The following is a 26,218-nucleotide window of genomic DNA, read 5'->3' as shown; positions in this document are numbered from 1 at the left end:
ATAAACTAACAATCGCTATCCAAGTAGGATAGCGATTGTTTTAAAAATATGGTATAATAAGAGGGATTACGGCGTCTCATCTGACGTCTTGAAAGAGGATTGAACTTTGACTGACACTAATGCAACGACTTCAAAAGAAACTTTTTATATTACCACACCAATTTACTATCCTTCTGGTAAATTACATATTGGTAATTCTTATACAACGATTGCTTGTGACGTGCTGGCACGCTACAAACGTTTAATGGATTTTGACGTTTTTTATTTGACTGGAACAGATGAGCATGGTCTGAAAATCGAACAAAAAGCGAATGAACTTGGGATTTCACCTCAAACATATGTTGACGGTATGGCTGCCGACATGAAGAAATCATGGGCAACGCTTGATATTTCCTACGATAAATTTATTCGGACAACAGACGATTACCACGAAAAAGCCATTGCAGATATGTTTGAACGTTTGATTGCGCAAGACGACATCTATCTTGGTGAATATGATGGTTGGTATTCTGTTTCTGATGAAGAGTATTTCACGGAATCTCAACTTGCTGAAGTTTATCGTGATGAAAATGGTGTGATGATTGGCGGTAAAGCGCCAAGTGGACATGAAGTTGAGCGTGTTAAAGAAGAATCTTATTTCTTCCGGATGAGTAAGTATGCTGATCGTTTGTTGGCTTACTATGAATCACATCCTGATTTCATCCAACCCGAATCACGTAAAAATGAAATGATTAACAACTTTATCAAACCAGGTTTAGAAGACTTGTCATTGTCACGGACAACTTTTACTTGGGGTGTGCCAGTTAAATCAAATCCTAAACATGTCGTTTATGTTTGGTTTGATGCGCTTGCTAACTATATCACAGCACTTGGCTATGGTAGCGATGATACGACGAATTTCGACAAATTCTGGCCAGCCAATGTTCATATGGTTGGTAAAGAAATCGTTCGTTTCCACACTATTTATTGGCCAATTATGCTGATGGCACTTGGTTTGCCATTGCCTAAGCAAGTTTTCGGACACGGTTGGTTGCTCATGAAAGATGGCAAAATGTCTAAATCTAAAGGCAATGTCGTTTATCCAGAAATGTTAGTAGAGCGTTATGGTCTCGATGCTTTACGTTATTATCTCATGCGTGCTGTACCGTTTGGTAGTGATGGTATTTTCACACCGGAAGATTTTGTTAACCGTGTCAATTATGACTTGGCAAATGACCTAGGGAATCTCCTTAATCGGACGGTTGCCATGATTAATAAATATCAAGCGGGTCAAATCCATACACCAGAAACACAGACAGCCTTTGACGGTAAACTGCAATCAGTGATTGAAACAGCTATTGAGAACTACCATACATCAATGAATAAGATGGAGTTCAATATTGCGCTAAATGAAATCTGGACGATTATTTCACGTTCTAATAAATATATTGATGAAACAACACCTTGGATTTTAGGTAAAGATGAGAGCAAATCAGCTGAGTTAAATAGTGTTATGTACCACTTAGCTGAAAGCTTACGCATCGTTGCTGTCTTGTTACAACCTTTCATGCGCACAACATCTCAAGCTATTTTTGGACAACTCGGTCTTGACTCAGCTGAACCGAAATTAACAGGCTTAGCTTTTGGCCATGAATTTACAGCACCAGTTGTCAGCAAAGGTGAGCCAATCTTCCCTCGCTTAGATGCGGAAGAAGAAGTTGCTTATATTAAAGCACAAATGCAAGCAACATCTCCAGCAGTTGAAACAACTGAATTCGACCCAACAGAAACGACTTTGGTCTCTGACAAAAAAGCCATTAAATTTGATGACTTTGAAAAAATTGAAATCAAGGTAGCAGAAGTCATCGCTGTTGAAAAAGTTGAAGGCTCTGACAAACTCTTAAAATTCGAATTGGATGCAGGCGATGAAGGTCACCGTCAAATCTTGTCTGGTATTGCAAAATTCTATCCAAATCCTGAAGAATTGGTCGGTCTGAAATTGCAAATTGTTGCGAATTTAAAACCACGTAAGATGATGGGCCTACTGTCGCAAGGGATGATTTTATCAGCTGAATCAGATGATAAATTGACTCTATTGACAGTTTCGCCAGAAGTTGCTAACGGTAGTATTGTAGGTTAAAAATGGAGATAACTACTGAAATTTGTGAGTTGCTGATTCTGGCCATGAATACTGTGGCCGTTTTGGTCTTGATTTGTGGTGTCGTAAAAGCAACATTCAAATTTGTCAAAAATGAAGTGAGTCACGCTGATAAGGCGAGTGTTTTGCGCACAATCAAAAATGATCTTGGGGCTTACGTGCTTTTCTCATTAGAAATTTTGATTGCAGCAGATATTGTTGAAAGTATTATTAAACCAACTTTTGAGGATATTGGTAAACTTGCGGCTTTGGTTGTGATTCGAACAGTCATTTCTTACTTTTTAGGTAAGGAAATTGATCAGGAAATAGAAAACAAATAATAAGAGGGAATAAGGAGGAGACTCCTTATTTTTGGTATCTAAGTTAAAGATGATAAGAGAATTGAAGTCGGGTGAGCCACTACCGTGGACACTATTATTAAACGCTGACCCAGATCGTGCGATTGTCGAGGCTTACATTTCAAAGTCTCGTGTGTTTGTTGCTGAAAATGGTGAGCAGGCTATATTAGGCGTGTTGGTGCTGATGCCATTGTCAGATGATCATCACTATGAAATTATGAATGTGTCTGTTGACCCAGCCTACTTTAGGCAAGGTATTGGCAGAGCCTTGATGACTGATGCGCTTGCGTATGTTTTATCGCGTGATGCCCAAGCCGTGATTTGGATAAGAACGGGTGACTTGACGGTCGATGCGATTGGTTTATATGGATCCGTCGGTTTTAAAATTGTTGAAGTAGTCAAGGATTATTTTGTTACGCATTATGCTGAGCCAATTTATGAGAATGGTGAGTTATTGCGCAACCAAGTGGTGATGAGGTTAGGGCAATGACTTTATATGATGACGTGAAGGGGTGCTACTTTAATGTGCCGATGACGGGTGATGTCATTGAAGATGTTAAGCGGGTTTGTACTGCAAATCAAGCGACACACGCCTATTTGTGGCGGCATTTATTAAATGTTGCCAATGAGGCGAAAAGGCTTGCGAAACGGTTTGATTTGGATGAAGATGCAGCATTTACGGCTGGCTTATTGCATGATATCGGTGGGTTAATACCAAATGAACAGCGGATTGCACTTGCGGAGCTACTTGGTATTGCTGTCCTAGCTGAGGAACGTGCGGTACCAATGCTTTTACATGGTAAATTTTCCGCCTATTTTGCGGCAGATATTTTTGGGATAACATCATCAGAAATTTTAAGTGCGATCACTTATCATACAACTCTTCACGCAAATGCGACAGATTTAGAAAAAGTCGTTTGTCTTGCAGATAAAATAAAGTGGGATGGAGAAGGGACGCCGCCATATCTTTTAGACTTGTTACAAGCTTTTAATCTTTCTCTTGATATTGCGACTCAATTCTTTATCGATTATTTATATAATAGTGATTTATTGGTTATGCATCCATGGTTAATCGAGGCGCATGATTTTTATGATGACAAGGTTTTAAGATAGATTCAGAATATCATGATTAGGCCTGATTGATGGGAAAGTGCGAAAATCGGTACTTTTTGATATAATAGGAACAATGGAAACTTTACAAGAAAAATTAAGAGCGTTTCAGATTAGTTTTGATAAGCCTGAGCTATTAGAAGAGGCTTTTACACACAAATCTTATTATTTTGAACACAAAAACTCAAGCGTCTTTCATAATGAACGCTTAGAGTTTTTAGGGGATGCGGCGCTAGGATTTATCATTGTCGAATACCTTTACAAAGCCTACCCGCACGAGCGTGAAGGTGTTTTAACTGAAAAGAAAATTTCAATCGTTCGCAGAGAATCTCTTGCGGACTTTTCGCGTAAACTAGGGTTTGATCAGTATTTGAAACTCGGGAATGGCGAAGAAAAGAGTGGTGGCCGTGAAAATGATGCCAATCTAGAAAATTTATTTGAAGCTTTTCTGGGTGCCTTATTAATGGATAAAGATTTAGCTGCAGTTAAAAAATTTATTTATGATGTGATGATTCCTGAGATTGAAAATGGGTCTTATGATAAAGTTACGGACTATAAATCTGCCTTACAAGAGATTTTTTATACAGCAGGTCAAATTGATAAAAATAATAAAATTCCACTTGAATATGTCGTCGTTGGCAAAAGTGGTCCAGTGCATGCGCCTGTTTTTGAGGTGGATGTGGTATTTGAAGGACGTACTATTGGTCACGGCAAAGGAAAATCCAAGAAAATTGCGGAGCAAGATGCGGCACGCTCGGCTTTCTTAAAGCAGAAAAATCAACAAAAGGATAACTAAGCATGTATTTGAAACAAATCGAAATGGTCGGTTTTAAATCTTTTGCTGATCGGACAAAAATTACCTTTGATACGGGCGTGACAGCGATTGTCGGACCAAATGGTTCAGGCAAGTCAAACGTCACCGAGAGTTTACGTTGGGCTCTAGGCGAGCAGTCTGCTAAAAGTCTGCGTGGCGCTAAAATGCCTGATATTATTTTTGCAGGAACGCAAAAACGCCGTGCGCTCAATTATGCAGAAGTCATTGTCACTTTTGATAATGCCGACGGTTATCTACCAAGTGAGGCAACAGTTGTCATTACACGTCGTCTATATCGTAATGGTGATAGCGAGTTTTTGATTAACGGCAAAAAAGTCCGACTGAAAGATGTTCATGAATTGTTCACGGATACCGGTCTTGGTCGTGATAGCTTTTCTATCATTTCTCAAGGGAAGATAGAGTCGATTTTTAACAGCAAACCAGAAGAACGTCGCGCCATTTTTGAAGAAGCCGCTGGTGTTTTAAAGTACAAAAATCGCAAGAAAGAAACAGAATCTAAATTATCAGCGACACAAGAAAACATGGGCCGCTTAGATGATATCATTTACGAATTAGATGGTCAGTTAACGCCCTTGCGTGCGCAACGTGATGTCGCAATTAAATTCCGTGAATTCGATGATAAACGTGCGAAACTTGAAATATCTGTTTTAGTCGCACAAATCATTGCTGAAAAAGTCAGCTATGAGAGTGCGCAAGCGCAATTTAAAGAAGTGCAGCAGACCTTAGCTCAGCTTGATGCGGCACAGGAAGTCTTTGAGCGAGATGTGCTTAAATTAAAACAACAACGTTCAGCCGTTGAATCAGAACAAGAAAAATTACAGACTGAGATTTTACAATTAACGACAGCAAAATCTGATTTTCAGTCCAAAATTGATATTTTTCACAGTCAAGCTCAGATGTCTCAAAAGTCTGCGGCAGAACGTGAGGCACGCATCGCAAATCTCACAAATAAAGTAGCTGAGATTTCTGAGAACCTGACAAGTTTAACGGACAAACTTGAAAAAAAACAAGTCTTAAAAGATGATTTGGAAACGCAGATTCAAACTCTACAAGGTAAATTAGATAACTTTTCTGAAAATCCAGATGATGTCATTGAGCGTTTGCGAGCAGAATTTGTAGACTTAGTGAACCAAGAAGCTCAGCTATCGAATGCCATTACCAAAAACACATCAGAGTTAGATAATATCAGAGCGAATGCTGCCAGCAAGTCTGATGAAAATCAAGCATTATCTGAAAAATATGATAGCTTAAAAGTAGAGTTAGAGGCAACAACCCAACGCTCTGAAACCTTGAAACTAGAGTTAGACCAGCTTTTAAGCCAGTACAGTACAGCAGATACGCAATTCAAAAAGTTAGAAGCAGATATTAGTCAGACACAGAATCGTTTGTTTTCGGCTATGGATGAGCTGAATAAAGGTAAGGCACGTTTAACGAGTCTGGAAAATATCCGAGCTAGTCATGCCAATTTCTATCAAGGTGTTAAAGCCGTCTTACAAACCTCTGATAAGTTGCCAGGTATAATTGGTGCAGTGGCTGATTTGGTGAGTTTTGATAAACAGTATGCTACGGCGATGGATATTGCGTTGGCAGGGGGCGCTCAAAATATTATCGTTTCAGATGAGCAATCCGCGAAATCAGCCATTAATTTCCTAAGAGCGCAACGCTTAGGACGTGCGACCTTCCTACCCTTGACGACAATTAAACCCCGTCATTTTGGCAAAACGAATCAGGTTGCTAATATGCCAGGTTTCATTGATACAGCACAAAACTTAGTCACCTATGATGAAAAAATTGCACCAGCAATTTCAAATTTATTAGGGAGTGTCCTTATCGTTGATACGAATGATAATGCGACAAAAATTGCCCGTGCATTGAATTTTACAGCCCGAATCGTTGCCCTAGATGGAACAGAAATTAGACCTGGTGGGTCTTTCTCAGGTGGTGCGAATAAGAAAAATTCAACGACTTTTACCAATGTCGAAATTGATGATTTGACACAAAAAGTTGCAGTTTTGGACCAGACTGTTCGTGGTTTTGAAAAAGACTTGCAAGACTTACAACATCAAAAAACAGCCTTGACAACGACTTTGGCAGACTTACGTCAAAAAGGTGAGGCAGCAAGGCTAGAAAGTCAAGAATACAGCTTAAAAGAGCAAGCCCTCTTGGAAAGTAAGCAAGATTTAGAAAGTCGTTTGGCCTTATCCAATGCGTCTGATGAGCAAGCCCTTATTGACAAGCTTACGCTTGAAAATGAGGCGCATCAGTCTGCTCTTGCTGCAATTCAAAATAAGAAAACACAGATTAACACCGATATTTCCGAAGTGAAAAGTAGTCAGTCACAAGTCAAAGCACTGACGGAGAACTTGCGTCGAGAGTTGCAAGATAGTCAACTGAAACTTTCTGAAATCACATCCGATGTTCGTCATACGACAGGTGAAATCAAACGGTTAACTGTTGAGAAAGGCACATTGGATGCTGAGGTTGAGCCTTTAACCAGACAAAATGAGACCAATGCATCGGATTTAAATGATGAGACGCGTCTCGAAAGTTTGACGTCTAATCTCACCCAAGTTACGGACAAACTAGAGGCAGCTAATATTAAACTCGTCAGTCTACGTTTCGAGCGCGAAGATTTGACTGCCCAAATCGAAGATTTGGATGATGCAAACGCGGTGAATATTAAGCAACGTCAAGACCAATTAGCTCAGAAAACAAGACTGGAATTGTCACTTGAAACGTCTGAAAACAAATTGAGAAGTCGTCAAAACAAACTGGTTAATGACTATCAAATGAGTTTTGATGCTGCGCAGGAACAAGCAGAAGACTTAGTTAGTCTGCCAGAAAGTGAACGTCAGTTGCAAGCATTAGAAGTGCAAATCAGAAAACTCGGGCCAATTAATCTAGCAGCGATTGAACAATTTGATGAAGTTAATGAACGCCGTGAGTTTCTCAATACGCAAAAAGAAGATTTGCTTAAAGCTAAAGCATTGCTAGAATCTACAATCAATGATATGGATGATGAGGTAAAGGTTCGCTTTAAATCAACTTTTGAGGCGATTAGAGAGTCATTTCAAAAGACCTTCACGCAAATGTTTGGTGGTGGTCAGGCTGATCTTATCTTAACATCTGAGGATTTATTAGATGCTGGAATTGAGATTGCTGTTCAGCCACCTGGTAAAAAACTTGCTAGTCTCAACCTCATGAGTGGGGGCGAAAAATCCCTTACGGCACTTGCCTTACTCTTCGCTATTATACGTGTTCGGACAGTACCATTCGTCGTCCTCGACGAAGTTGAGGCGGCGCTAGATGAGGCGAATGTTAAACGTTTCGGAGATTATATGACGCGTTTCGACGAAAGCAGTCAGTTTATCGTTGTGACCCACAGAAAAGGGACAATGAAGGCGGCTAAAGCGATGTATGGTGTGACCATGCAGGAAGGTGGCGTCTCGAAAATTGTTTCAGTTAAGCTGAAAGATTTTGTGGCGGCAGATAAGCAATAAAAATAAGAAAGAGGCCCTTTAAAATGTCAAAAATAAAATTATTAGCACTAGATTTAGATGGGACCTTATTGACGCATGACAAGCAGATTTCTTCTGAAAATAAAGTCGCTATTAAACAAGCGCAAGCAGTAGGTGTTCATGTCGTGATTACAACCGGTCGACCATTAAAAGCGATTGAGCATATTTTGACTGAGCTAGATTTACTGGTGGCATCAGAATACTCGATTACCTTTAACGGTGGCTTGGTTCAACGTAATAACGGAGAAATTTTATCAAAGAAAACTTTTTCTTATGATGATTTAGTAGCGATTCATGAGGCGCTTGCGCAACTTGACTTGCCACTTGATGTTATTTCCGAAGGTGTCGCTTATGAAACTAATTCTAGCTCACTTTACCAGAGTTTCAGTCCTTTTCTTGATTTTGTAGAGGGACCATTTGATACGATACCGCGTGATATTATCTTTAACAAGGCTGTTAGCGCTATTAATGCCGATTTTCTGGATCAACAAATCCCTAAAATTCCAGCCGTTTTAAAGGAAAAATATGAGATTTTCAAGTCTCGGGATATTCTACTAGAAATCATGCCTAAAGGTGTGGTCAAGTCGTTTGGTCTTGACAAGTTAACAGCAATTTTAGGTATTGATAAAACTGCTGTTATGGCAATGGGAGATGAGGAAAATGATCTGGCTATGCTAGAATGGGCAGGGCTTGGTATTGCAATGAAGAATGCGACCCCTGAAGTTAAAGCATTAGCAGATGTTGTCGCACCGGTTACAAATGATGAGCATGGTGTTGCATGGGCGATTCAGACCTATATTTTGGAGGATTAAATGGGCTTATTTGATAAAATTTTTGGTAAAAAAGTTGAAGAACAAATTGAAGAAAATGCATCAGCAGATATTTTCAAATTTGATTTAACAGAATCAGAAGAAACACCAGATGCTGAAACTGTACTAGAATCCGAGTCTGAAATTGTCAGTGAACCAATATCTGAAATTGAACCTGAATCAGTACCAGAAAAAGAGATTGAAACGATAGAAGTTGTCGCTCAAACGGCTGATGTCGAAGTTGAGGCGGAACTCAAGACTGAAATTGAACCTGAAACGCAAAAACAAATCGAGGAGAAATACGAAAAATCATTGAAAAAAACGAGCAAGTCATTTGGCGCCCGTTTTAATGAATTTTTAGCGAATTTCCGTTCTGTTGACGAAGAATTCTTCGAAGATTTAGAAGATACGCTGATTATGAGTGATGTCGGTGTTGATGTGGCGACCCAGTTGACAGATGATTTGCGTCGAGAAGTTAAACTTCAAAATGCCAAGTCAAAAGACGATGTGAAACGTGTTATCATTGAAAAAATGGTCAATAATTTTGGAGAGTCTGGTCTGAATACACAACTTAATCTTCAGGATGGTTTAACCGTGATGATGTTTGTTGGGGTCAACGGTGTAGGGAAAACAACAACGATTGGTAAACTGGCGAACCGTTATAAGAATGAAGGCAAAAAAGTCTTGCTTGCGGCAGCAGATACTTTCCGTGCTGGAGCCAGAGACCAATTGGTCGAATGGGCACGTCGTAGTGGTGTTGATGTTGTTGTCGGTAAAGAAAACTCTGACCCAGCATCTGTTGTTTTTGATGCGGTCAAACGTGCTAATACTGAACAATTTGATGTTTTACTGATTGATACAGCTGGTCGTTTACAAAATAAAGATAACTTGATGAAAGAACTTGAAAAAATGGGTAAAATCATCAAGCGTGAGTTACCAGATGCGCCACATGAAACTTTGTTAGCTCTAGACGCAACAACAGGTCAAAATGCGATTTCTCAGGCTAAAGAATTTTCAAACGTCACACCATTGACTGGCATTGTTTTAACAAAACTAGACGGTTCAGCAAAAGGTGGTATCATCCTAACCATTCAACAAATTTTACAAATTCCAGTTAAATTAGTCGGACTTGGTGAAGGAATTCAAGATTTGGAAGACTTTGATGAGGCACTATTTGTCAAAGGGATTTTCCAAGACCTGATTTAGCCTGGTATTATCAGGAGCATTTACAAAACACTTGAAAAATAGTAAAATGGGAGAGTATCCTATAGTGGGATAGTGTTCAAATTATTCTAGTTCATACCTGTTAGCCATGGTTAACAAGCCAGTCCTTGAACGCTTAAAAGCGCTCAAACGATTGCCTTGCGCCATTTGGCAAGGTATCAAAAATCTCGGAGGAAGACATGTCGTACGCAAACCTGAAGTTATTTGCACTCAGCTCAAACCAAGAACTGGCTAAAAAAATCGCTAGAAACATGGGACTCGATCTCGGAAAATGCAATGTTAAAACTTTCAGTGACGGTGAAATTCAAATCAATATTGAGGAGTCAGTTCGTGGCAGTCATGTCTTTCTGATTCAATCAACATCTAGCCCAGTTAATGAAAACTTGATGGAATTGTTGATTATGGTTGATGCTTTGAAACGTGCCTCTGTTGGCTCGGTTAATGTTGTCATGCCTTATTATGGCTATGCACGTCAAGACCGCAAAGCACGTCCACGCGAACCTATCACATCAAAATTGGTCGCAAACATGCTCCAAAGAGCTGGTGTTGACCGCTTAGTGACAATTGACCTCCATGCGTCACAAATTCAAGGTTTCTTTGATATTCCAGTTGATCACCTTATGGGTGCGCCACTTATTGCAGACTATTTTGATCGTCTCGGTTTGACGGGTGCTAATGGAGATGTCGTGGTTGTATCGCCTGACCATGGTGGGGTAACACGCGCACGTAAGTTGGCAGACTTCTTGAAAACACCGATTGCGATTATTGACAAACGTCGGCCACGTGCCAATGTTGCTGAGATTATGAATATCATTGGTGACGTCAAAGGTAAAAAATGTGTCCTCATTGATGACATGATTGATACAGCGGGTACAATCACGCTTGCAGCTAACGCCCTTAAAGGACTTGGCGCAACTGAAATTTATGCCTCTTGTACACATGGTGTCTTATCAGGACCAGCGCTTGAGCGTATTGAAAATTCAGCGATTACGAAATTGGTTGTCACAGACACAATTGAGTTACCAGATAGCATTCGCGAATCTGAGAAAATTACTGAAATTTCAATCTCAGCGCTGATTGCTGATGCTATTGTCAGAATTCACGAAAATCGTCCTTTGTCACCATTGTTTGCCATGCGTGTCAAATCAGAAGATATAGTCTAAACGCCAGTTGGCGTTTTTTGGTAAAGTCATGAAGATAGAAACATTAGCCAAACTATTCCCGATTAAAAAAGGAATAAGTGAAAACGCCTCAGACCTTAATTTTGAAAACGAAGGTAGGCCATTTCATATCGCCAAAAATGAGCTGACGCAACGGGAAATCAGCCTATTTAACGATGTCTTGTTTCAAGCCAAAAAATTTGATTTTGCTCACTTACCTCACGGCACCTACCGTGTGATACAGTTCAAATCTCAAAACTTTTCTGAAATCGCTGAAAATCTATCCTTGATTTTCTCAGGTATCATAAAGGTTAAACAAGTCTCGCCCAACTCCGGCATCGCCATTGAAAAAATGTCAGCAGAACGCCTGAGGGAGGGAGAATTCAAGCAAGTTCTTGGGGCCTTAACTCAGGATTTAGGGGTTAAATGTGACTACTATTTGGGGTTGTTTACAGATCAGACAGAACTCAGCACGCTTTATCAAACTGAGCAAAAAAACTTTGATCAGGGCCTTAGTTTTTCAGAATCGCTTATCAAAGCAGGCCTCGCCCAAGTCACCAGTCCGCCATTAACCAAAATTAAGCAAGGGCTTTTGACCGATATAGAGGCGCAGGATTTAATCACACAGCTCTATCAACATGACGGCAACCAACTGAAAACAGCCAAGGCTATGTATATCCACCGTAATACACTGACGCAAAAGATTAAGAAATTTGAGCGACAGTACGGTTTGACATTAAGTGGGAGTGACTTGGTCTTGCTCTACAGCCTGATTTGAGTCGCATACATTTGGATGTCAAGTTGAAAAAACGATGAAATTATCGTAAAATAAAGAATACTAACACTAACCAACAGAAAGAATATTATGACTTTTAATCATCAAGCAATTGAAAAAAAATGGCAAGCTTTTTGGGCTGAAAACAAGACCTTCAAAACAGGGACTGATAAAAATAAACCGAAATTCTATGCCTTAGATATGTTTCCTTATCCAAGTGGTGCTGGTCTTCACGTCGGTCACCCAGAAGGTTATACGGCGACGGATATTCTCAGCCGTATGCGTCGGGCACAAGGCTACAATGTCTTGCACCCAATGGGCTGGGATGCTTTTGGTCTCCCTGCTGAACAATATGCCATGGATACAGGTAATGATCCTGCCGAGTTCACAGCGAAAAATATCGCGACCTTCAAACGTCAAATCAATGCCCTTGGTTTTTCATATGACTGGGAGCGCGAAATTAATACGACAGATCCAGATTACTATAAATGGACACAGTGGATTTTCACCAAACTTTATGAAAAAGGCCTGGCCTATGAAGCAGAAGTAGCGGTTAACTGGGTGGAAGAACTTGGTACAGCTATCTCAAATGAGGAAGTACTACCTGACGGTACATCAGAGCGTGGTGGCTATCCAGTCGTTCGCAAACCGATGCGCCAATGGATGCTGAAAATCACAGCCTATGCTGAACGTCTCTTAAATGACCTTGAAGATGTGGACTGGCCAGAGTCAGTTAAAGATATGCAACGCAACTGGATTGGTAAGTCAGTCGGTGCTAATGTTGATTTCAAAATCAAAGGCTTTGACCAAGACTTCACCGTCTTTACGACACGTCCTGATACACTTTTCGGTGCGACTTATGCTGTTTTAGCACCAGAACACGAGTTGGTCAACCAAATCGCAAGTCCAGGTCAAGCTGAGTTTGTTAAAGAATATCAATATCAAGCCAGCCTCAAATCTGACTTGGCGAGAACAGACCTTGCTAAAGAAAAAACAGGTGTTTGGACTGGTGCTTATGCCATCAATTCAGTTAATGGCCGTGAAATCCCAATCTGGATTTCAGACTACGTCCTTGCAAGCTACGGGACAGGTGCCATCATGGCCGTACCAGCTCATGACCAACGCGACTGGGACTTTGCGACAACTTTCGATTTACTAATCATTCCGGTTATTGCCGGTGGTGACGTCACAAAAGAAGCTTATACAGAAGACGGTTTACACATTAACTCAGACTTCTTAGATGGTCTTGATAAGTCAGAAGCCATTGCTAAAATGGTCGAGTGGTTAGAAAAGCATAACTTTGGTCAAGAAAAAGTGACTTATCGCTTGCGTGACTGGCTCTTTAGCCGTCAACGTTACTGGGGTGAACCAATCCCAATTATCCATTGGGAAGATGGTACATCGACAGCTGTCCCAGAACAAGATTTACCACTTGTTTTACCTAAAACAAGTGACATTAAACCGTCAGGGACTGGTGAGTCGCCACTTGCCAACCTAACTGACTGGTTATCAGTCACACGTGAAGATGGTGTTAAAGGTCGTCGTGAGACCAACACTATGCCACAATGGGCGGGTTCTAGCTGGTATTTCCTTCGCTATATCGATCCGAAAAACAGCGAGCAGTTGGCTGATCCAGAACTCTTAAAAGAGTGGTTACCGGTTGATATCTATATCGGTGGTGCTGAGCATGCCGTCCTTCACTTGCTTTATGCTCGTTTCTGGCATAAATTCCTATACGACATTGGCGTAGTGCCAACCAAAGAACCGTTCCAAAAACTTTATAATCAAGGGATGATTTTAGGTACAAGCTATCGCGATGGTCGTGGTGCGCTTGTGGCATCTGATAAGGTTGAGGCGCGTGATGGGAAGTTCTATAATCTGGAAAATGGTGAAGAGCTTGAGCAAGGTCCTGCTAAGATGTCGAAATCGTTGAAGAATGTTATCAATCCGGATGATGTCGTTGAGCAGTACGGCGCGGATACGTTACGCCTTTATGAAATGTTTATGGGACCACTTGATGCAAGTATCGCTTGGTCAACAGAAGGTCTTGAAGGTTCACATAAATTCCTAGAGCGTGTTTACCGTTTAATCACGGAAAAAACGATTACGATTGAAAATGATGGTAAACTGGATCGTGTCTATAACGAAACGGTTAAGTTAGTCACTGAACATTTGGATGCCTTGAAATTTAACACAGCGATTTCTCAGTTGATGATCTTTGTCAATGCCGCTAATAAATTACCTGAATTGCCACTTGATTATGCCAAAGGATTCATTCAGTTATTAGCGCCATTCGCACCGCATTTGGGTGAAGAATTATGGCAAACATTGACTGGTGAAGCAGGCATTTCTTATGTCGCTTGGCCAACATTTGACGACAGTAAACTTCAAGATGAAGAGGTCGAAATCGTCCTTCAAGTATTAGGCAAAAATAAAGCTAAAGTTATGGTACCAACAGGTGCCTCAAAAGACGAATTGGAAAAAATTGCCCTTGAAAATGATGTGATAAAAGACTTAATTGCAGGTAAAACAGTCCGTAAAGTGATTGCAGTGCCTAATAAATTAGTTAACATTGTGGCAAATTAAGCGTCAAGAAAAGTCCATTAAAAAAATGGCTCTATAATCAATCGTTTGGGAAAATTTCCTAAACGATTTTTTTTGCATAAAAAAATTCGTTCCTTTGATTTCTAAATTGAATTGCTATACTTTTCTAATTTTAAGTGGTATAGTATAGTATATTGTGAATAAATTAGGAGGTAATTGTTAAAATGATTGATAAAAGTACTCAAATAGTTTGTGATAAAAATAGGAATCATCGTATTCGAATATTTAAAGCAAAAGTTGCTATAGATTTAAATGCTACTAAGAGATTTTTGAAGGATTATTAATGTCATGATGAAAAAGAAATATAATATATTACTTGTTGTACTCAGTGTCCTTGTACTCTGTATTAACTTTATTTTTATTCTGAATTTGAATCGGTTTTCAGGTTATACAGGTGATGATTTTCTATATCATTTTGTCTATACGGGTGCTTGGCCTAGTCAAAACTTGAGGGAATACCAGAACTTATGGGATTGGATCTCGGCAGTGCATACGCATATGACGATTTGGAATGCCAGAATGACCTCGATTATATTTGAAATTTTTGCGATGCAAATTCCTAAAGGCTTGTTCAATATCATTAATTCCGTTAGCTATGTGTTGGTAGGTTTTTTATTCAATGTTCTTGTGAGTGGCAAACAAGCCTTTTTAAAACCTGTCCGTTTGGCTTTGACATTTCTTTTAATGTGGTTTTTTATTCCCGGCTTGGGGTCAACAGTACTTTGGGTAAGTGGTGCAGAAAATTATCTCTGGCCAAGCCTAGTGATTATTTTATTTTTCTTACCTTTTCGATTTGATATCGCTGTCAGCAATAATTGGATAAGTCTAGGGCTCTTTATTTTAGGGCTTTTGACAGGACTAACAAATGAAGTGGGCGGCTCGACTGCTGTTTTGCTTGCCTTTCTTTTTATGATTTTTAATTATAAAAGATCGCCTAGTGAGCATATCCTTACTCAGGCTGCTGGTGTATTTGGAGCTGGCATTGGTTTTTGTATTCAGCTAACGCTCTCTTCGGGCTCCGCGGAAACACAAAATTATGGCAAGTCGGCAGGGTTATTACAGCGTTTAAGTGATGTTTTTTTAGGTACCATACAGCATTCGGGACTTTTGATACTGGCTATTCTTTTGCTTGGAGGTCTGCTTTATTTAAGGCGTCATCAATGGACTGAAAAAACGAAAGTAGTAGTAGCAGCTGGTCTGATTTTCTTTGTTTCGGGTTTGGCGGGTTCGGCTGCAATTGTGGCTTCACCGATTACGCCTGCACGACTTTGGTTTGCTAGTAATGTCTTGTTTATTATCGCTTTGTTGCTGATGATTGAAGCTTGGCAAGAACTCCGCTTACAACAAGTTAAAACGGCAGTCCCTTTAATGATTGGTGTATTTGTACTCACTTTTGTGGCAATTCCAAGTTATGCCTATAATTTAAAAGATATACAAAATTCTTATCAATATTTTTATACTGCTCAATCGATTGCTCAAAAAGTTAAAAAAGATAAAGAAACTTCGGCGCATGTTCCAGGAATGCCTATCACGACCAATCCCTATAATCCTTATGCTGGAACGCCATATTTAGTTGCAAGTGATAAACCAGAAAAAGAATGGTTAAATGTATGGCTCGCGAAATATTATGGGTTAAATAAAGTTTATTTGGATAATACAGTTCCCCTACAAAAAGTTTCTGATAAAAATATTGAATTAGTCGATGGACGATGGCTACCTATGATAAATATTTTGGGGATTTTCAAAAAACAATTGTAACTATTGCGCCTAAAAAAGTGTTAAAAACTGAAAGTTCACCTAATTTAACTACTGAAAAAACAGATCAGAAGCCAAATAATAGTAATTTACCGGCAGATAAACCGTGGTTCCGCAATGCATTGATTCGTTATGTGAATGTGACAACAAATCAGATTGTGGCAACTGAAAAAATTACGTCGCCCTATAATGAGAACTATGATCTGTCCAATGCGTCAACCAAAGGCTACCAAACGCTTAAAAATAATCCCAAATCTTATGTTTTCAATCAATCATTTGAGCAAACGATAGACATTAAAGTGAGCCCTGAGAGGAATATCGTTACTTTGTTTTTTAATGATAAAAATGGCGATAATATAAGCACAACTGATGTTAAAGGTTTGACAGGCGAAGTACTGACCATTAATTTACCGAAGGGTTATCAAATTAATGGTTCAAAGACAATGACCTTACCTATTGATGCCAACACGACTTGGGATAAGGAAATTAAGATGACTAAGATACCATTTTGGAAAGATTTAGGAAGCTTTACAAGTCTTTATGCGCTATTGATAGGCTTCTTACTCTTTGGTGCTTATGACATCTGGCTTAATCAAAAGATGAAGAAATAAAAAGTTTACTTTTTTTAGGGTCTATAATCAATCGTGTGGAAAAATTTACCATACGATTTTTTGACACAAAAAATGTTTCCTTTTGACAAAGTGCCATATAGACCTAGTCATAGATTTTTGAAATATTTGTATTAGTTACCAGAATGTTTTATAATTAATATAACATTGGATGAATATGACATCAGCGCTAAAAAATTAGATCAGAAAGAGTAACATATGAAAAAATTATCAATCATTGTACCTTGTTACAATGAGCAAGAAACGATTGACATCTATCTCCAAGAAATGAAACAAGTTGAGTCAAACATGTCACTTGAATTTGAATATCTATTTGTGAATGATGGGTCAAAAGATGAAACGTTGGTTCGCTTAAAAGAAGCAGCAAATAAATATACAAATGTGAATTACATTTCTTTTTCGAGGAATTTTGGTAAAGAAGCTGCATTACTTGCTGGTTTAGAGGCTGTAACAGGAGATTTGATTACGGTCATGGATGTTGACTTACAAGACCCACCTGAACTTTTGCCAGAAATGTACGAAAAAATCGAAGAAGGTTATGATATTGTTGGGACAAGACGTTCTAATCGTGTTGGTGAACCGGTATTGCGCTCTTTTTTTGCAAAGAAATTTTTTCAAGTCATCAATCGTATTTCTGACACAGAGATGGTTGATGGCGCTCGTGATTTCCGTTTGATGACGCGTCAAGTGGTTGATGCAATTTTAGAGTTAAATGAAGTGAATCGATTTTCTAAGGGAATTTTTAGCTGGGTTGGGTTTGATACTTACTACATATCCTATGAGAATCGTGAGCGTTCAGCAGGAGAAACAACCTGGAATTTTTGGTCGCTTTTTAAATACTCACTTGAAGGCATTATTAATTTTTCAGAAGCACCCCTAACTTTTGCGACACTTGTTGGGTTGGGGAGTTGTATCATTTCTATACTAGCTATGATCTATTTCTTTTTGGATAATTTAGTGAAACAAAATCCTGTTCCAGGTTGGCCTTCTCTTGTTTGTATCATTTTATTTTTGGGTGGGTTGCAACTTTTTTGTCTAGGTATTGTTGGAAAGTATATTGGAAAAATTTTTACAGAGGTCAAAAAGCGTCCCAATTATATTATTAAAGAAAGTCATTGTAAAAGAGAAGATTAGTATTTCAAGAGAAATAGGAATTGTTCTTTAAATCGTGAAAAATGAGGTTTCGTGTTATAATCCCTCTATTTCTTTCATAATCAAACTAACAAAAAAATCAAGTATTCAATACTTGATTCAGACTGAAGACAAACTTCAAAACAATTTGCAGTTTGTCTTTTTTGTTTGTAAAAATAAGGTTTCAAGTCAGTGATTAGGAAGGTTTAGTCATGTTTCATAAATAAACAATGATTGACTATGGTCAAATGTGCCTCAAGACCACCTTTTAAGATATATTGATTAATAAGTTGATTTTGACTTTATCTATGATATAGTTGTGATAAATATAGGTTTGAATAAGGCAGACAAGCCTTGCCCTTGTTATGTTGATTAAATTTTCGATTATCAATACCTTTTTGGTATCCAAAATATGTGTCAAATGATTAAGGAAATTGAAGGGAACATGACCGAGATAAAATGCACACGAAGCTTTCTCTTACTTTGGCATGACTGAACATGAAGAAATTAGCAAAAATCATGGCTAAACGAGATTGAGGAAAGGTGTTTCCTGTTCGTTTAACCATGATACTTGAAGTTATGAGTTATCAAAAAACAGAATTCGCTTAGTGAAGTGAATCTTAAAATGTAAAGTGTTACTCTCTTTATAGGGGAAATAGCTATCCTACAAGATTTGATAAAGTATCTAATTATTTAGCTTGTCGATAGTCTAAAATTTGAACATTGCTGTCAATCACCTCACCTGAAGCTTTGAGTTGGACACGTTTGTCTGTATTTTCAGTGATAGTCATGTCGTTTTCAAGGAACATTTCACCGTATTTTTTAAAATGTAGGGGCGCAAAGTTTGACGCGATGACGATATCAAAGATATCAGGGACTGTACCTTTATCAATGGCAATCAAACGATAGTTGGTACCAATGGAACATCCTTCCACAGGACGCCCTGTTTCACCAATTGTATTATCAAAATCTAATACAATATCGGCATCAGACCAGTCAGCTAGTCTAGCAAGTACTTGTTCGTCAAATGTAATTTTCATGAGATTACCTCCTACAGTTATTATACCGCTCCGTTCTCTTTTTTGCAAAAGAAAGCGATTGATTTTGGTCTTAATAACAGATGTAAGTCGAATGTCAGTGGAGTGTATCTAACAGAAAATGATGGATTTTTGTTATAATTAAAACATGACAACTGCACACGATATATTAAAATCCATCTATGGTTATGAAAGTTTTCGAGATGGACAAGAAGCAATTATTAACAGTGTTCTATCTGGTAAACGAACACTCGGCATCATGCCTACAGGTGGTGGGAAATCGCTGACTTATCAAATACCAGCGATTTTATCAGAAGGTCTGACGATGGTTGTCTCACCTTTGATTTCATTGATGAAAAATCAGGTTGATGAGTTGGTGGCGGCTGGTGTTTCTGCGACTATGATAAATAGCTCGCTAGATTTTGAGGATATAAAAAATCGTACTTATGATATCAAACAAGGCGTTTATCAAATTTTCTTTGTTGCACCTGAACGCCTAGAAGATGCTTATTTTTATAACTTTATCCAGTCTTTAAATTTGAGTTTGGTTGTTATTGATGAAGTACACGTTTTGTCCCAATGGGGGCATGATTTTAGACCTGCTTATTTGAGAGCAGTTGACTTAATTGAAGGTCTCAGTAATCATCCTAATGTCATGGCACTGACGGCGACTGCAACAGAAAAAGTACAAGCCGATTTGGTTCGTATTTTAAATATTGAAGAAACGATTGTGACAGGATTTGCTAGAGCCAATCTCGCTATCAAAATCGAAAAAGGGCTGACAGACGCTGAAAAACGCAAGTATGTACGCTCTTATGTTAAAAATCATCCAGCTGATGTGGGCATTATCTATGCCGGAACACGTAAAAAAGTTGATGAAGTATGGGAATTATTGCAACAATCAGGTGTTTCTGCTGGCCGTTATCACGCCGGCATGTCAGATGAGGATAGAGAATCAGCTCAAAACGGCTTTCTCTATGATGATTTTCAAGTCATCGTCGCGACCAATGCCTTCGGCATGGGAATTAATAAAACCAACGTCCGTTATGTTCTACATTTGACAATGCCGGGGGCTATTGAGGCTTATTATCAGGAGATTGGTCGTGCAGGACGAGATGGTTTGCCTAGTGAGAGTGTCCTCTTATATTCAGCGCGTGATATTCAACTTCAACGTTTTTTCATCGACATGGCTGATAATCAAGATGCCGCATATCGGCACAAAGAACTTGCTAAATTACAGGAAATGACAGCTTTTGCCAGCACTCAAATGTGTTTACAGCGCTACATTATCCAGTACTTTGGTGAAGAGATGGCTGATTGTGGAATCTGTTCCAATTGTACGGATGACCGCGAGTTGATTGATGTGACAGTTGATGCTCAGAAGGTACTGTCAAATATCGTCCGGATGAGCCAGTTACGTGAAGGCAGCTATTCTCGGACGCAAGTCGTGAATGTGCTACGCGGTAAATTGCCCGAAAAAATGCTCTGGACAGGCTTTGACACGCTCTCAACCTATGGTCTCATGGCAGACTGGTCAATCAAAAAACTCAATAGCTTTGTTGATTACTTGGTAGCAGATGGTTATTTGGATGTTGCGGGCGAGTATAATGGTCTCAGTATTTCCGAAAAGGGTGTTCAAGTTTTAAAAGGTGAGCAGATGGTTACCATGCGCGAAATTAAAGTCAAAGAAACGCTTGAGAAATCCCGTTCGACGAAACGGGAAGTCGGTGGTGAACTCTTTGAATTACTGCGAAAACAACGCACAGTCTTTGCCAAAGAATTGGCAATTCCACCTTTCATGGTCTTTTCAGACCAAGTTTTGATGAATTTGGCAGATGCCAAACCGCTATCTTTAACCGATATGTTGAATGTCTCAGGCATTGGCGAAAAAAAAGCCGACCAATTTGGTCAAGCTTTTCTCAAAGTAATCCAAGACTATGCCAGCTAAAACGTCCTTTTCTATAGAATAGGCGTTTTTTTAATTTTGCACAACAGCAACAGTTTTTTACCGATTTCGCATTGTTTTGTCAAAAGAATGCCGATTTGGTAAAAAATTAATGGTTTTCCTACCATTTTCGTATTGTTTTGCCAATAGAATACCGGTTTGGTAAAAACTCAATGGTTTTCCTACCGATTTGATATTATTTTTTTAAATTGATCGAGCAGTCGTACAGAAATAGACGATGAACGGCTGCCGATTACTATCACCGATTGTTCATCGCCTATTTTTAAGAGCATGCATTTTTATCCCTCTGTTTATTTGGCGTCCAACAGCTCTGTTGCTTTAATTTCAGCAATATTATGTGTGCCTGCTAGTTGCATGGTAATCAGGAGTTCTTTTTTGAAATGATTGAAGACATCGGTCACACCTTGACTACCACCGAGATTAAGGCCCCAAAGCATTGGTCTACCGATGCCCACAACATCAGCACCACTTGCTAGCGCTTTGAAAACATGTTGTCCCCGACGGACACCGGAATCAAAAATAATTGGCACGCGTTTATTAACAACTTTTGCAATATTGGCTAGAACATCGAAACTAGCAGGACCACCATCTAATTGTCGGCCACCGTGATTAGAAATCCAGATGCCATCTACCCCAGCCTCAATCAAAGGTTCAACGTCTTTAGGAGACTGAACGCCTTTGACGAAAACGGGTAGGTGCGTATAGTCTTTGATGAAAGCAATATCCTTCAGTCTTAAAGCTTGTTTGGCTTTAGCATAAATGGCTGCGATGCCTTCACCAGAGCCTGTTTCACCGTCAGAAGATAGTTTAGACCATTCTTCTAAGTTGCGCATGACATTTTGGAAGGTAAAGTTGTTGACAATATCTGCCTCACGATAGCCACCAAGAGTGGAATCGGCAGTTAGAATAATCGCTTTGTAGCCATTTTTGACGGCTTTATCGAGAATCCAGCGGTTGAAGTTATCGTCTTTACTCATGTAAAGTTGGAAAAATTTAGGCGATTCAGGAGCAACTTTAGCCACATCATCAACGGTTGCATTGCCATAAGTTGATAAGCTGAAAATTGTGCCAGCATCCGCAACACCTTGAGCTGTATCAAGTTCAGCATTTTGATGGACTAGACCATGTGCTGCAATTGGGACGGCAATAATAGGTGCAGAGAGTTTGAGACCCAAAAATTCAGTTGTCAAATCAGGATTTTCAATATCCTGTAAGACACGTGGTTCAATCAATTTATGGTTAAAAGCAAGGGGATTAGCTTTTAAAACTAATTCGTCCTCTGCAGCGCCAGACAGATAACCGAAAGCGCCTTTTGCCATATTGACTGCAACTTTGGATTCAAGTGCTGGAATATCCACGATATCAATGTGGCGTTCTTGTGTTGAAGTGATGTAACTCATGATGTGCTCCTTTTTTCTATGAAATAAGAAATACGACAATTGACAATGTAGTGAACATGTATCACTGCATTTGATAAAGTCTGTAAGCCAGTTTTTATTCCGTTAAGAATAGAAAAATAATCCTTATTTTACCCAGAATTTAGCCAGACTAGACTCATTAAATATTTACAATTTTATTATGCGCTTATTTGTCAAATATTTCAAAAGTTAACTTACTTTAATTTTACTTTTCTGACTAAATGGACTATAATTAAAATGTAGGTTTTTACAAAAAAATTAGAATTTATTATATTAGGAGACCTCCAATGTCTAAGAAGAAAATTATCTTGATTGGTGCTGGCTTTGCTGGTGTCAAGGCGGCCAAAACCTTATCTAAAAAACTTAAAAATGAAGCAGAAATCACCTTGATAGACAAACACAGCTATCAAACGATGATGACGCAGTTACACGAAGTTGCGGCTGGCCGTGTACCATTTGCCAATACGCAATATGATTTGCAAAAATTATTTGCACATCGTAAGAATGTGCAAATTTTGACAGATGAAGTTATCGGATTAGACAAGACAGCAAAAAAAGTCACAACAAAAGCGAGTGGTGTTTTAGACTTTGATTATGTCATCGTAGCTATTGGTGGTGAACCAAACGATTTTGGCGTGCCAGGTGTTAAAGAAAACGCCTTTACCTTGTGGTCAATGGAAGATGCACTTAAAATTAAACGTCATCTAGAAACAGTTGTTGAACAAGCATCGCTTGAACATGACGAGGCCAAACGCAAGGCTTTGCTTAATTTTGTCGTAGCGGGTTCTGGCTTTACCGGAATTGAAATGGTCGGTGAACTTATCGATTGGCGACAAGTCGTAGCGCGTGACTATAAGCTAGATGAATCAGAAATCACGCTCAATGTCGTTGAAATGATGCCAACGATTCTCAACACTTTAGATCGTTCTGATGCCGATAAAGTGGTCAAGTATCTCGGCAAGAAAAACGTTAACCTTCTTTTAAATCACGCGATTACAGAAGTCGCAGCTGACCATATCAAAATCAAAGATGGCGCTGATATTCCAACCCATACCTTGATTTGGACAACTGGTGTACAAGGCAATACCCAAGCCGCAGCTTATGGTCTTTCTGAAAGTGAACGTGGTCATCGCTTAACAGCTAATGCTTATATGGAAGCACAAGGCTTTGAAGGTCAAGGGATTTATGTCGCTGGTGACGTGTCAGGTTTCATCGAAGAGGCAACAGGTCGCCCAACACCACAAATCGTTGAAGCTGCTGAACAAACAGCGCATACAGCCTCTGAAAATATCATCGCAGATATCAAAGGCGGCGAAAAACACAAATTTGTCGGTAAATATCAAGGGACTATGGTATCAGTGGGTTCTAAATGGGGTGTCGCATCCCTCATGGGCAAATTCCATTTGTCAGGTTTCTTTGCCATGGCAGTTAAACACTTGATCAATATCTTGTATATCTTGCAAATTGGCAGCCTCTGGTATTTCTTCACTTACCTAAAAAATGAATTCTTCCACACACCAAATGAGCGCAATATTTTCCGTGGACATACCTCTCGTTTAGGTAATGTCCTCTGGTCGGTTCCTCTACGTATTTTTTATGGTTTTGTGTGGTTGACAGAGGCCTCTACCAAAGTGGTCGGCGACGGCAAACTCCTGAATCCCACAACTTGGTTTGGTAAAGGGTCATGGTTTACAGATGACCTCCATTTTCCATTTGCATGGCTCAGAGAAACAGCGTCAACCGCAGCGGATGCAGCAGCCGGAGCCTCAACAGGTGCAGCTGAGACAGCAACGAAAGCAGCCGATGCCACAGCAGCAGCCAGTGGTGCAGCAACATCTGGTGCAGCTGAAGCGACAAAATCAGCCGCTGAATTTGGATTGTCTTATTCTTATGGCCATGAACCAATGGCAGTCCTAGACAAAATTCCAAACTGGTTAGAGCCTATCTTCAAATTCATGATTCCAAACAAAGAAGTGGCACTTTTCATGCAGAAATTCATGTCGATTGTCGAAGTTGCCCTTGCACTTGCCTTAATTGTTGGTGCCTTCACTTGGATAGCAGCTGCAGCAACTGCCGCCTTGACTGTCATGTTCTCCCTTTCAGGTATGTTCTATTGGGTCAACATCTGGTTCATCTTCGCCGCTATCGCCCTGATGAATGGTTCAGGTCGCTCGTTTGGCTTGGATAAATGGATTCAGCCTTGGCTACAAAAACATTTCTTTAATTGGTGGTATGGTAAATCTAAATCCTTATATAAATAAAAATAGAACACAAATCATCCAGAATTAAACGTCTTAGGGCGTTTTTTTTGATATAATGAAACTTATGAAAATAGTCATCTTAGCAGGGGGACCTGCAACAGCTTTTGATGCTTTAATTAAGGCACATACAAGTAACGCCGATACTTTTTTTATCGGTGTGGACCGTGGTGCATATCGTTTGATGCAGGCTGGTTTTCCAGTTCATCTTGCAATTGGTGATTTTGATAGTTTGAATTCAGAAGAATATGCGGCGGTTCGTGCTTATGCAGATGACATCCAGCAATCACCTGCTGAAAAAGATGATACAGATTTAGAGCTTGCAGTTTTAACTGCTATGACACAGTTTCCGGACGCTAGCGACATTTTAATTTTGGGTGGATTGGGCGGTCGATTTGACCATGAAATTCAGATATTTTATTTGGTTTTGCAAACTATATTTTCTGAGTTATTGTCTAAAATTACCTTGCTAGATGCACAAAATGTTATCAGATTTGTAGGGCCAGGCCGACATATGCTAAGAAAAATCCCTCAGATGACTTATTTGGCTTTTGCTAGTTTGACCCCCGTGATAGGATTTTCAATCAATCAAGCCAAGTATGACTTGCCAAAGACTGATTTTCCGTCAAATTTTTCTCTTTCTTCAAATGAGTTTGTTGATAAGCGTCCTGTTACCATTGACTTCGAAACAGGAATAGTTGCGGTGATTCAATCCAGGGATTGAGTAAGTCGAAAGGACAACTATTAAATTTATAGAGTAGTTTAACTTGACAATTATAGTTTACAGTTGTAAACTATAAATAGAGGTGATGATATGAAAATAAATATATCAGACTCAGAGATGGTCGTGATGCGAGCGATTTGGACTTTGGAGCAAGCATCCGTTGACCAAATAGCCTGTCAAATCGCGGCATCTAATGACTGGTCTGTCGCAACAATAAAGACCCTTTTAGGGCGGTTAGTAAAAAAAGAAATGCTTGCAACGACAAAATCAGGTCGGAAATTTATCTATACACCGACCATGTCTGAATGTGAGGCAGTCGGCTTGATGGGTCAAGAACTACTTGATAAGGTTTGCGCTAAAAAGCATGTGGATGTTTTGGTCAATTTAATTGATGATGCTAAGCTTACGGCAGAAAATCTGCAAATTATTCGTGAGGCATTAGCGGAAAAGACGCCAGCTTGTCATGTGACTTGCGATTGTTTAGAAAAGTTCAGTGCATGTACTTGTGACCATGATCATGCAACTGATGATATGAAAGTAATGGAGGTTATCTCATGATTAAAACACATTTAAAAATTGAAGGCATGACTTGCCAACACTGTGTGTCACACGTGACTGAGGCGCTTGAAGGTGTTTCTGGAGTAGCATCTGCTAAAGTCAACCTCCAAAAAGGTGAAGCAGTTGTGAAATCAGAAGATACGCCGCTTGAACAGTTAAGTGCAGCGGTTGCTGCAGCTGGCTATAAAGTGGTCTAGTTTAGTATCGTGATAAAGCGGTGGCTCGAATATAA

Annotated in this window: 21 protein-coding genes; 19 read left to right on the top strand and 2 right to left on the bottom strand. The window is 39.4% G+C overall.

Going from position 1 to position 26,218, the window contains the following annotated elements; genetic code table 11:
- Positions 1 to 106: 106 nt before the first annotated feature.
- The 14 genes from metG (at position 107) to HZR21_RS04695 (ending at position 18,028) form a co-directional block, all read left to right on the top strand.
- A complete protein-coding gene (gene metG, locus HZR21_RS04755) occupies positions 107 to 2,119 on the top strand; it encodes a methionine--tRNA ligase (protein ID WP_180746667.1) in 2,013 nt (670 codons plus the stop codon).
- A gap of 2 nt (positions 2,120 to 2,121) precedes the next feature.
- Positions 2,122 to 2,457: a DUF1622 domain-containing protein gene (locus tag HZR21_RS04750; protein WP_180746666.1), complete on the top strand. Its 336-nt coding sequence runs from the start codon at positions 2,122 to 2,124 to the stop codon at positions 2,455 to 2,457.
- A gap of 49 nt (positions 2,458 to 2,506) precedes the next feature.
- Positions 2,507 to 2,965 carry a GNAT family N-acetyltransferase gene (locus tag HZR21_RS04745; protein ID WP_180746665.1) on the top strand — a complete coding sequence of 153 codons (459 nt, stop codon included), beginning with the start codon at positions 2,507 to 2,509 and terminating at the stop codon, positions 2,963 to 2,965.
- Positions 2,962 to 3,588, top strand: coding sequence for a bis(5'-nucleosyl)-tetraphosphatase (symmetrical) YqeK (gene yqeK / locus HZR21_RS04740; protein ID WP_180746664.1), 627 nt, complete (start codon positions 2,962 to 2,964; stop codon positions 3,586 to 3,588). The genes HZR21_RS04745 and yqeK overlap by 4 nt, the downstream gene beginning before the upstream one ends.
- A gap of 73 nt (positions 3,589 to 3,661) precedes the next feature.
- Positions 3,662 to 4,381 (top strand): ribonuclease III, encoded by a 720-nt coding sequence (rnc, locus tag HZR21_RS04735; protein ID WP_003137430.1) that lies wholly within the window; start codon positions 3,662 to 3,664, stop codon positions 4,379 to 4,381.
- A gap of 2 nt (positions 4,382 to 4,383) precedes the next feature.
- Positions 4,384 to 7,920 (top strand): chromosome segregation protein SMC, encoded by a 3,537-nt coding sequence (gene smc, locus HZR21_RS04730; RefSeq protein WP_180746663.1) that lies wholly within the window; start codon positions 4,384 to 4,386, stop codon positions 7,918 to 7,920.
- Between the two features lie 23 nt (positions 7,921 to 7,943).
- The gene (locus HZR21_RS04725) at positions 7,944 to 8,750 is read left to right on the top strand and encodes a Cof-type HAD-IIB family hydrolase (protein ID WP_180746662.1); all 807 of its coding nucleotides are present in this window, start codon (positions 7,944 to 7,946) and stop codon (positions 8,748 to 8,750) included.
- Positions 8,751 to 9,953, top strand: coding sequence for a signal recognition particle-docking protein FtsY (ftsY, locus tag HZR21_RS04720; protein ID WP_180746661.1), 1,203 nt, complete (start codon positions 8,751 to 8,753; stop codon positions 9,951 to 9,953).
- 197 nt (positions 9,954 to 10,150) lie between these two features.
- A complete protein-coding gene (locus HZR21_RS04715; protein ID WP_003137436.1) occupies positions 10,151 to 11,134 on the top strand; it encodes a ribose-phosphate diphosphokinase in 984 nt (327 codons plus the stop codon).
- Between the two features lie 28 nt (positions 11,135 to 11,162).
- Positions 11,163 to 11,909, top strand: a complete 747-nt coding sequence (locus tag HZR21_RS04710) for a helix-turn-helix domain-containing protein (protein ID WP_180746660.1) — start codon at positions 11,163 to 11,165, stop codon at positions 11,907 to 11,909.
- 87 nt (positions 11,910 to 11,996) lie between these two features.
- Positions 11,997 to 14,492 (top strand): leucine--tRNA ligase, encoded by a 2,496-nt coding sequence (gene leuS, locus HZR21_RS04705; RefSeq protein WP_180746659.1) that lies wholly within the window; start codon positions 11,997 to 11,999, stop codon positions 14,490 to 14,492.
- A 306-nt stretch (positions 14,493 to 14,798) separates the two neighbouring features.
- Entirely contained in the window at positions 14,799 to 16,268 is a 1,470-nt protein-coding gene (locus tag HZR21_RS04700) for a DUF3329 domain-containing protein (protein WP_246307807.1), read from the top strand.
- On the top strand, positions 16,220 to 16,876 hold the full coding sequence (locus HZR21_RS11735; RefSeq protein ID WP_246307806.1) for a hypothetical protein: 657 nt from the start codon (positions 16,220 to 16,222) through the stop codon (positions 16,874 to 16,876). The genes HZR21_RS04700 and HZR21_RS11735 overlap by 49 nt, the downstream gene beginning before the upstream one ends.
- A gap of 216 nt (positions 16,877 to 17,092) precedes the next feature.
- A complete protein-coding gene (locus HZR21_RS04695) occupies positions 17,093 to 18,028 on the top strand; it encodes a glycosyltransferase family 2 protein (RefSeq protein WP_180746658.1) in 936 nt (311 codons plus the stop codon).
- A 686-nt stretch (positions 18,029 to 18,714) separates the two neighbouring features.
- On the opposite strand, the gene HZR21_RS04690 is transcribed toward HZR21_RS04695, so the two are convergent.
- Positions 18,715 to 19,065: an iron-sulfur cluster biosynthesis family protein gene (locus tag HZR21_RS04690; RefSeq protein WP_003138278.1), complete on the bottom strand. Its 351-nt coding sequence runs from the start codon at positions 19,063 to 19,065 to the stop codon at positions 18,715 to 18,717.
- 145 nt (positions 19,066 to 19,210) lie between these two features.
- Between HZR21_RS04690 and recQ the strand changes: the two genes are divergently transcribed.
- Positions 19,211 to 21,010 carry a DNA helicase RecQ gene (recQ, locus tag HZR21_RS04685; protein ID WP_180746657.1) on the top strand — a complete coding sequence of 600 codons (1,800 nt, stop codon included), beginning with the start codon at positions 19,211 to 19,213 and terminating at the stop codon, positions 21,008 to 21,010.
- 308 nt (positions 21,011 to 21,318) lie between these two features.
- On the opposite strand, the gene HZR21_RS04680 is transcribed toward recQ, so the two are convergent.
- Positions 21,319 to 22,428 carry a lactate oxidase gene (locus HZR21_RS04680; RefSeq protein ID WP_180746656.1) on the bottom strand — a complete coding sequence of 370 codons (1,110 nt, stop codon included), beginning with the start codon at positions 22,426 to 22,428 and terminating at the stop codon, positions 21,319 to 21,321.
- 305 nt (positions 22,429 to 22,733) lie between these two features.
- Here HZR21_RS04680 and HZR21_RS04675 point away from each other — a divergent pair, with 305 nt between their 5' ends.
- The 4 genes from HZR21_RS04675 to HZR21_RS04660 all read left to right on the top strand — a co-directional run bounded on the left by HZR21_RS04675 (position 22,734) and on the right by HZR21_RS04660 (position 26,183).
- Positions 22,734 to 24,707 carry an NAD(P)/FAD-dependent oxidoreductase gene (locus HZR21_RS04675; protein ID WP_180746655.1) on the top strand — a complete coding sequence of 658 codons (1,974 nt, stop codon included), beginning with the start codon at positions 22,734 to 22,736 and terminating at the stop codon, positions 24,705 to 24,707.
- Between the two features lie 64 nt (positions 24,708 to 24,771).
- Positions 24,772 to 25,428, top strand: a complete 657-nt coding sequence (locus tag HZR21_RS04670) for a thiamine diphosphokinase (protein WP_180746654.1) — start codon at positions 24,772 to 24,774, stop codon at positions 25,426 to 25,428.
- A gap of 90 nt (positions 25,429 to 25,518) precedes the next feature.
- Positions 25,519 to 25,986 (top strand): CopY/TcrY family copper transport repressor, encoded by a 468-nt coding sequence (locus tag HZR21_RS04665; protein ID WP_180746653.1) that lies wholly within the window; start codon positions 25,519 to 25,521, stop codon positions 25,984 to 25,986.
- A complete protein-coding gene (locus HZR21_RS04660; RefSeq protein WP_180746652.1) occupies positions 25,983 to 26,183 on the top strand; it encodes a heavy-metal-associated domain-containing protein in 201 nt (66 codons plus the stop codon). Before HZR21_RS04665 ends, HZR21_RS04660 begins: the two co-directional genes overlap by 4 nt.
- Positions 26,184 to 26,218: the final 35 nt, after the last annotated feature.

Origin of the sequence: Pseudolactococcus laudensis (genome assembly GCF_013449735.1) — a bacterium.
GTDB lineage: Bacteria > Bacillota > Bacilli > Lactobacillales > Streptococcaceae > Pseudolactococcus > Pseudolactococcus laudensis.
This window is presented reverse-complemented; position numbering and strand designations above follow the sequence as displayed.

Coding starts and splice junctions, on each gene's coding strand:
- HZR21_RS04745 (WP_180746665.1), top strand. CDS start 2,507: ATGATAAGAGAATTGAAGTCGGGTGAGCCACTACCGTGGACACTATTA.
- HZR21_RS04700 (WP_246307807.1), top strand. CDS start 14,799: ATGATGAAAAAGAAATATAATATATTACTTGTTGTACTCAGTGTCCTT.
- HZR21_RS04725 (WP_180746662.1), top strand. CDS start 7,944: ATGTCAAAAATAAAATTATTAGCACTAGATTTAGATGGGACCTTATTG.
- ftsY (WP_180746661.1), top strand. CDS start 8,751: ATGGGCTTATTTGATAAAATTTTTGGTAAAAAAGTTGAAGAACAAATT.
- HZR21_RS04690 (WP_003138278.1), bottom strand. CDS start 19,065: ATGAAAATTACATTTGACGAACAAGTACTTGCTAGACTAGCTGACTGG.
- HZR21_RS04680 (WP_180746656.1), bottom strand. CDS start 22,428: ATGAGTTACATCACTTCAACACAAGAACGCCACATTGATATCGTGGAT.
- HZR21_RS04675 (WP_180746655.1), top strand. CDS start 22,734: ATGTCTAAGAAGAAAATTATCTTGATTGGTGCTGGCTTTGCTGGTGTC.
- HZR21_RS04670 (WP_180746654.1), top strand. CDS start 24,772: ATGAAAATAGTCATCTTAGCAGGGGGACCTGCAACAGCTTTTGATGCT.
- leuS (WP_180746659.1), top strand. CDS start 11,997: ATGACTTTTAATCATCAAGCAATTGAAAAAAAATGGCAAGCTTTTTGG.
- HZR21_RS04660 (WP_180746652.1), top strand. CDS start 25,983: ATGATTAAAACACATTTAAAAATTGAAGGCATGACTTGCCAACACTGT.
- smc (WP_180746663.1), top strand. CDS start 4,384: ATGTATTTGAAACAAATCGAAATGGTCGGTTTTAAATCTTTTGCTGAT.
- HZR21_RS04710 (WP_180746660.1), top strand. CDS start 11,163: ATGAAGATAGAAACATTAGCCAAACTATTCCCGATTAAAAAAGGAATA.
- HZR21_RS04665 (WP_180746653.1), top strand. CDS start 25,519: ATGAAAATAAATATATCAGACTCAGAGATGGTCGTGATGCGAGCGATT.
- recQ (WP_180746657.1), top strand. CDS start 19,211: ATGACAACTGCACACGATATATTAAAATCCATCTATGGTTATGAAAGT.
- HZR21_RS11735 (WP_246307806.1), top strand. CDS start 16,220: ATGGCTACCTATGATAAATATTTTGGGGATTTTCAAAAAACAATTGTA.
- rnc (WP_003137430.1), top strand. CDS start 3,662: ATGGAAACTTTACAAGAAAAATTAAGAGCGTTTCAGATTAGTTTTGAT.
- HZR21_RS04715 (WP_003137436.1), top strand. CDS start 10,151: ATGTCGTACGCAAACCTGAAGTTATTTGCACTCAGCTCAAACCAAGAA.
- yqeK (WP_180746664.1), top strand. CDS start 2,962: ATGACTTTATATGATGACGTGAAGGGGTGCTACTTTAATGTGCCGATG.
- HZR21_RS04750 (WP_180746666.1), top strand. CDS start 2,122: ATGGAGATAACTACTGAAATTTGTGAGTTGCTGATTCTGGCCATGAAT.
- HZR21_RS04695 (WP_180746658.1), top strand. CDS start 17,093: ATGAAAAAATTATCAATCATTGTACCTTGTTACAATGAGCAAGAAACG.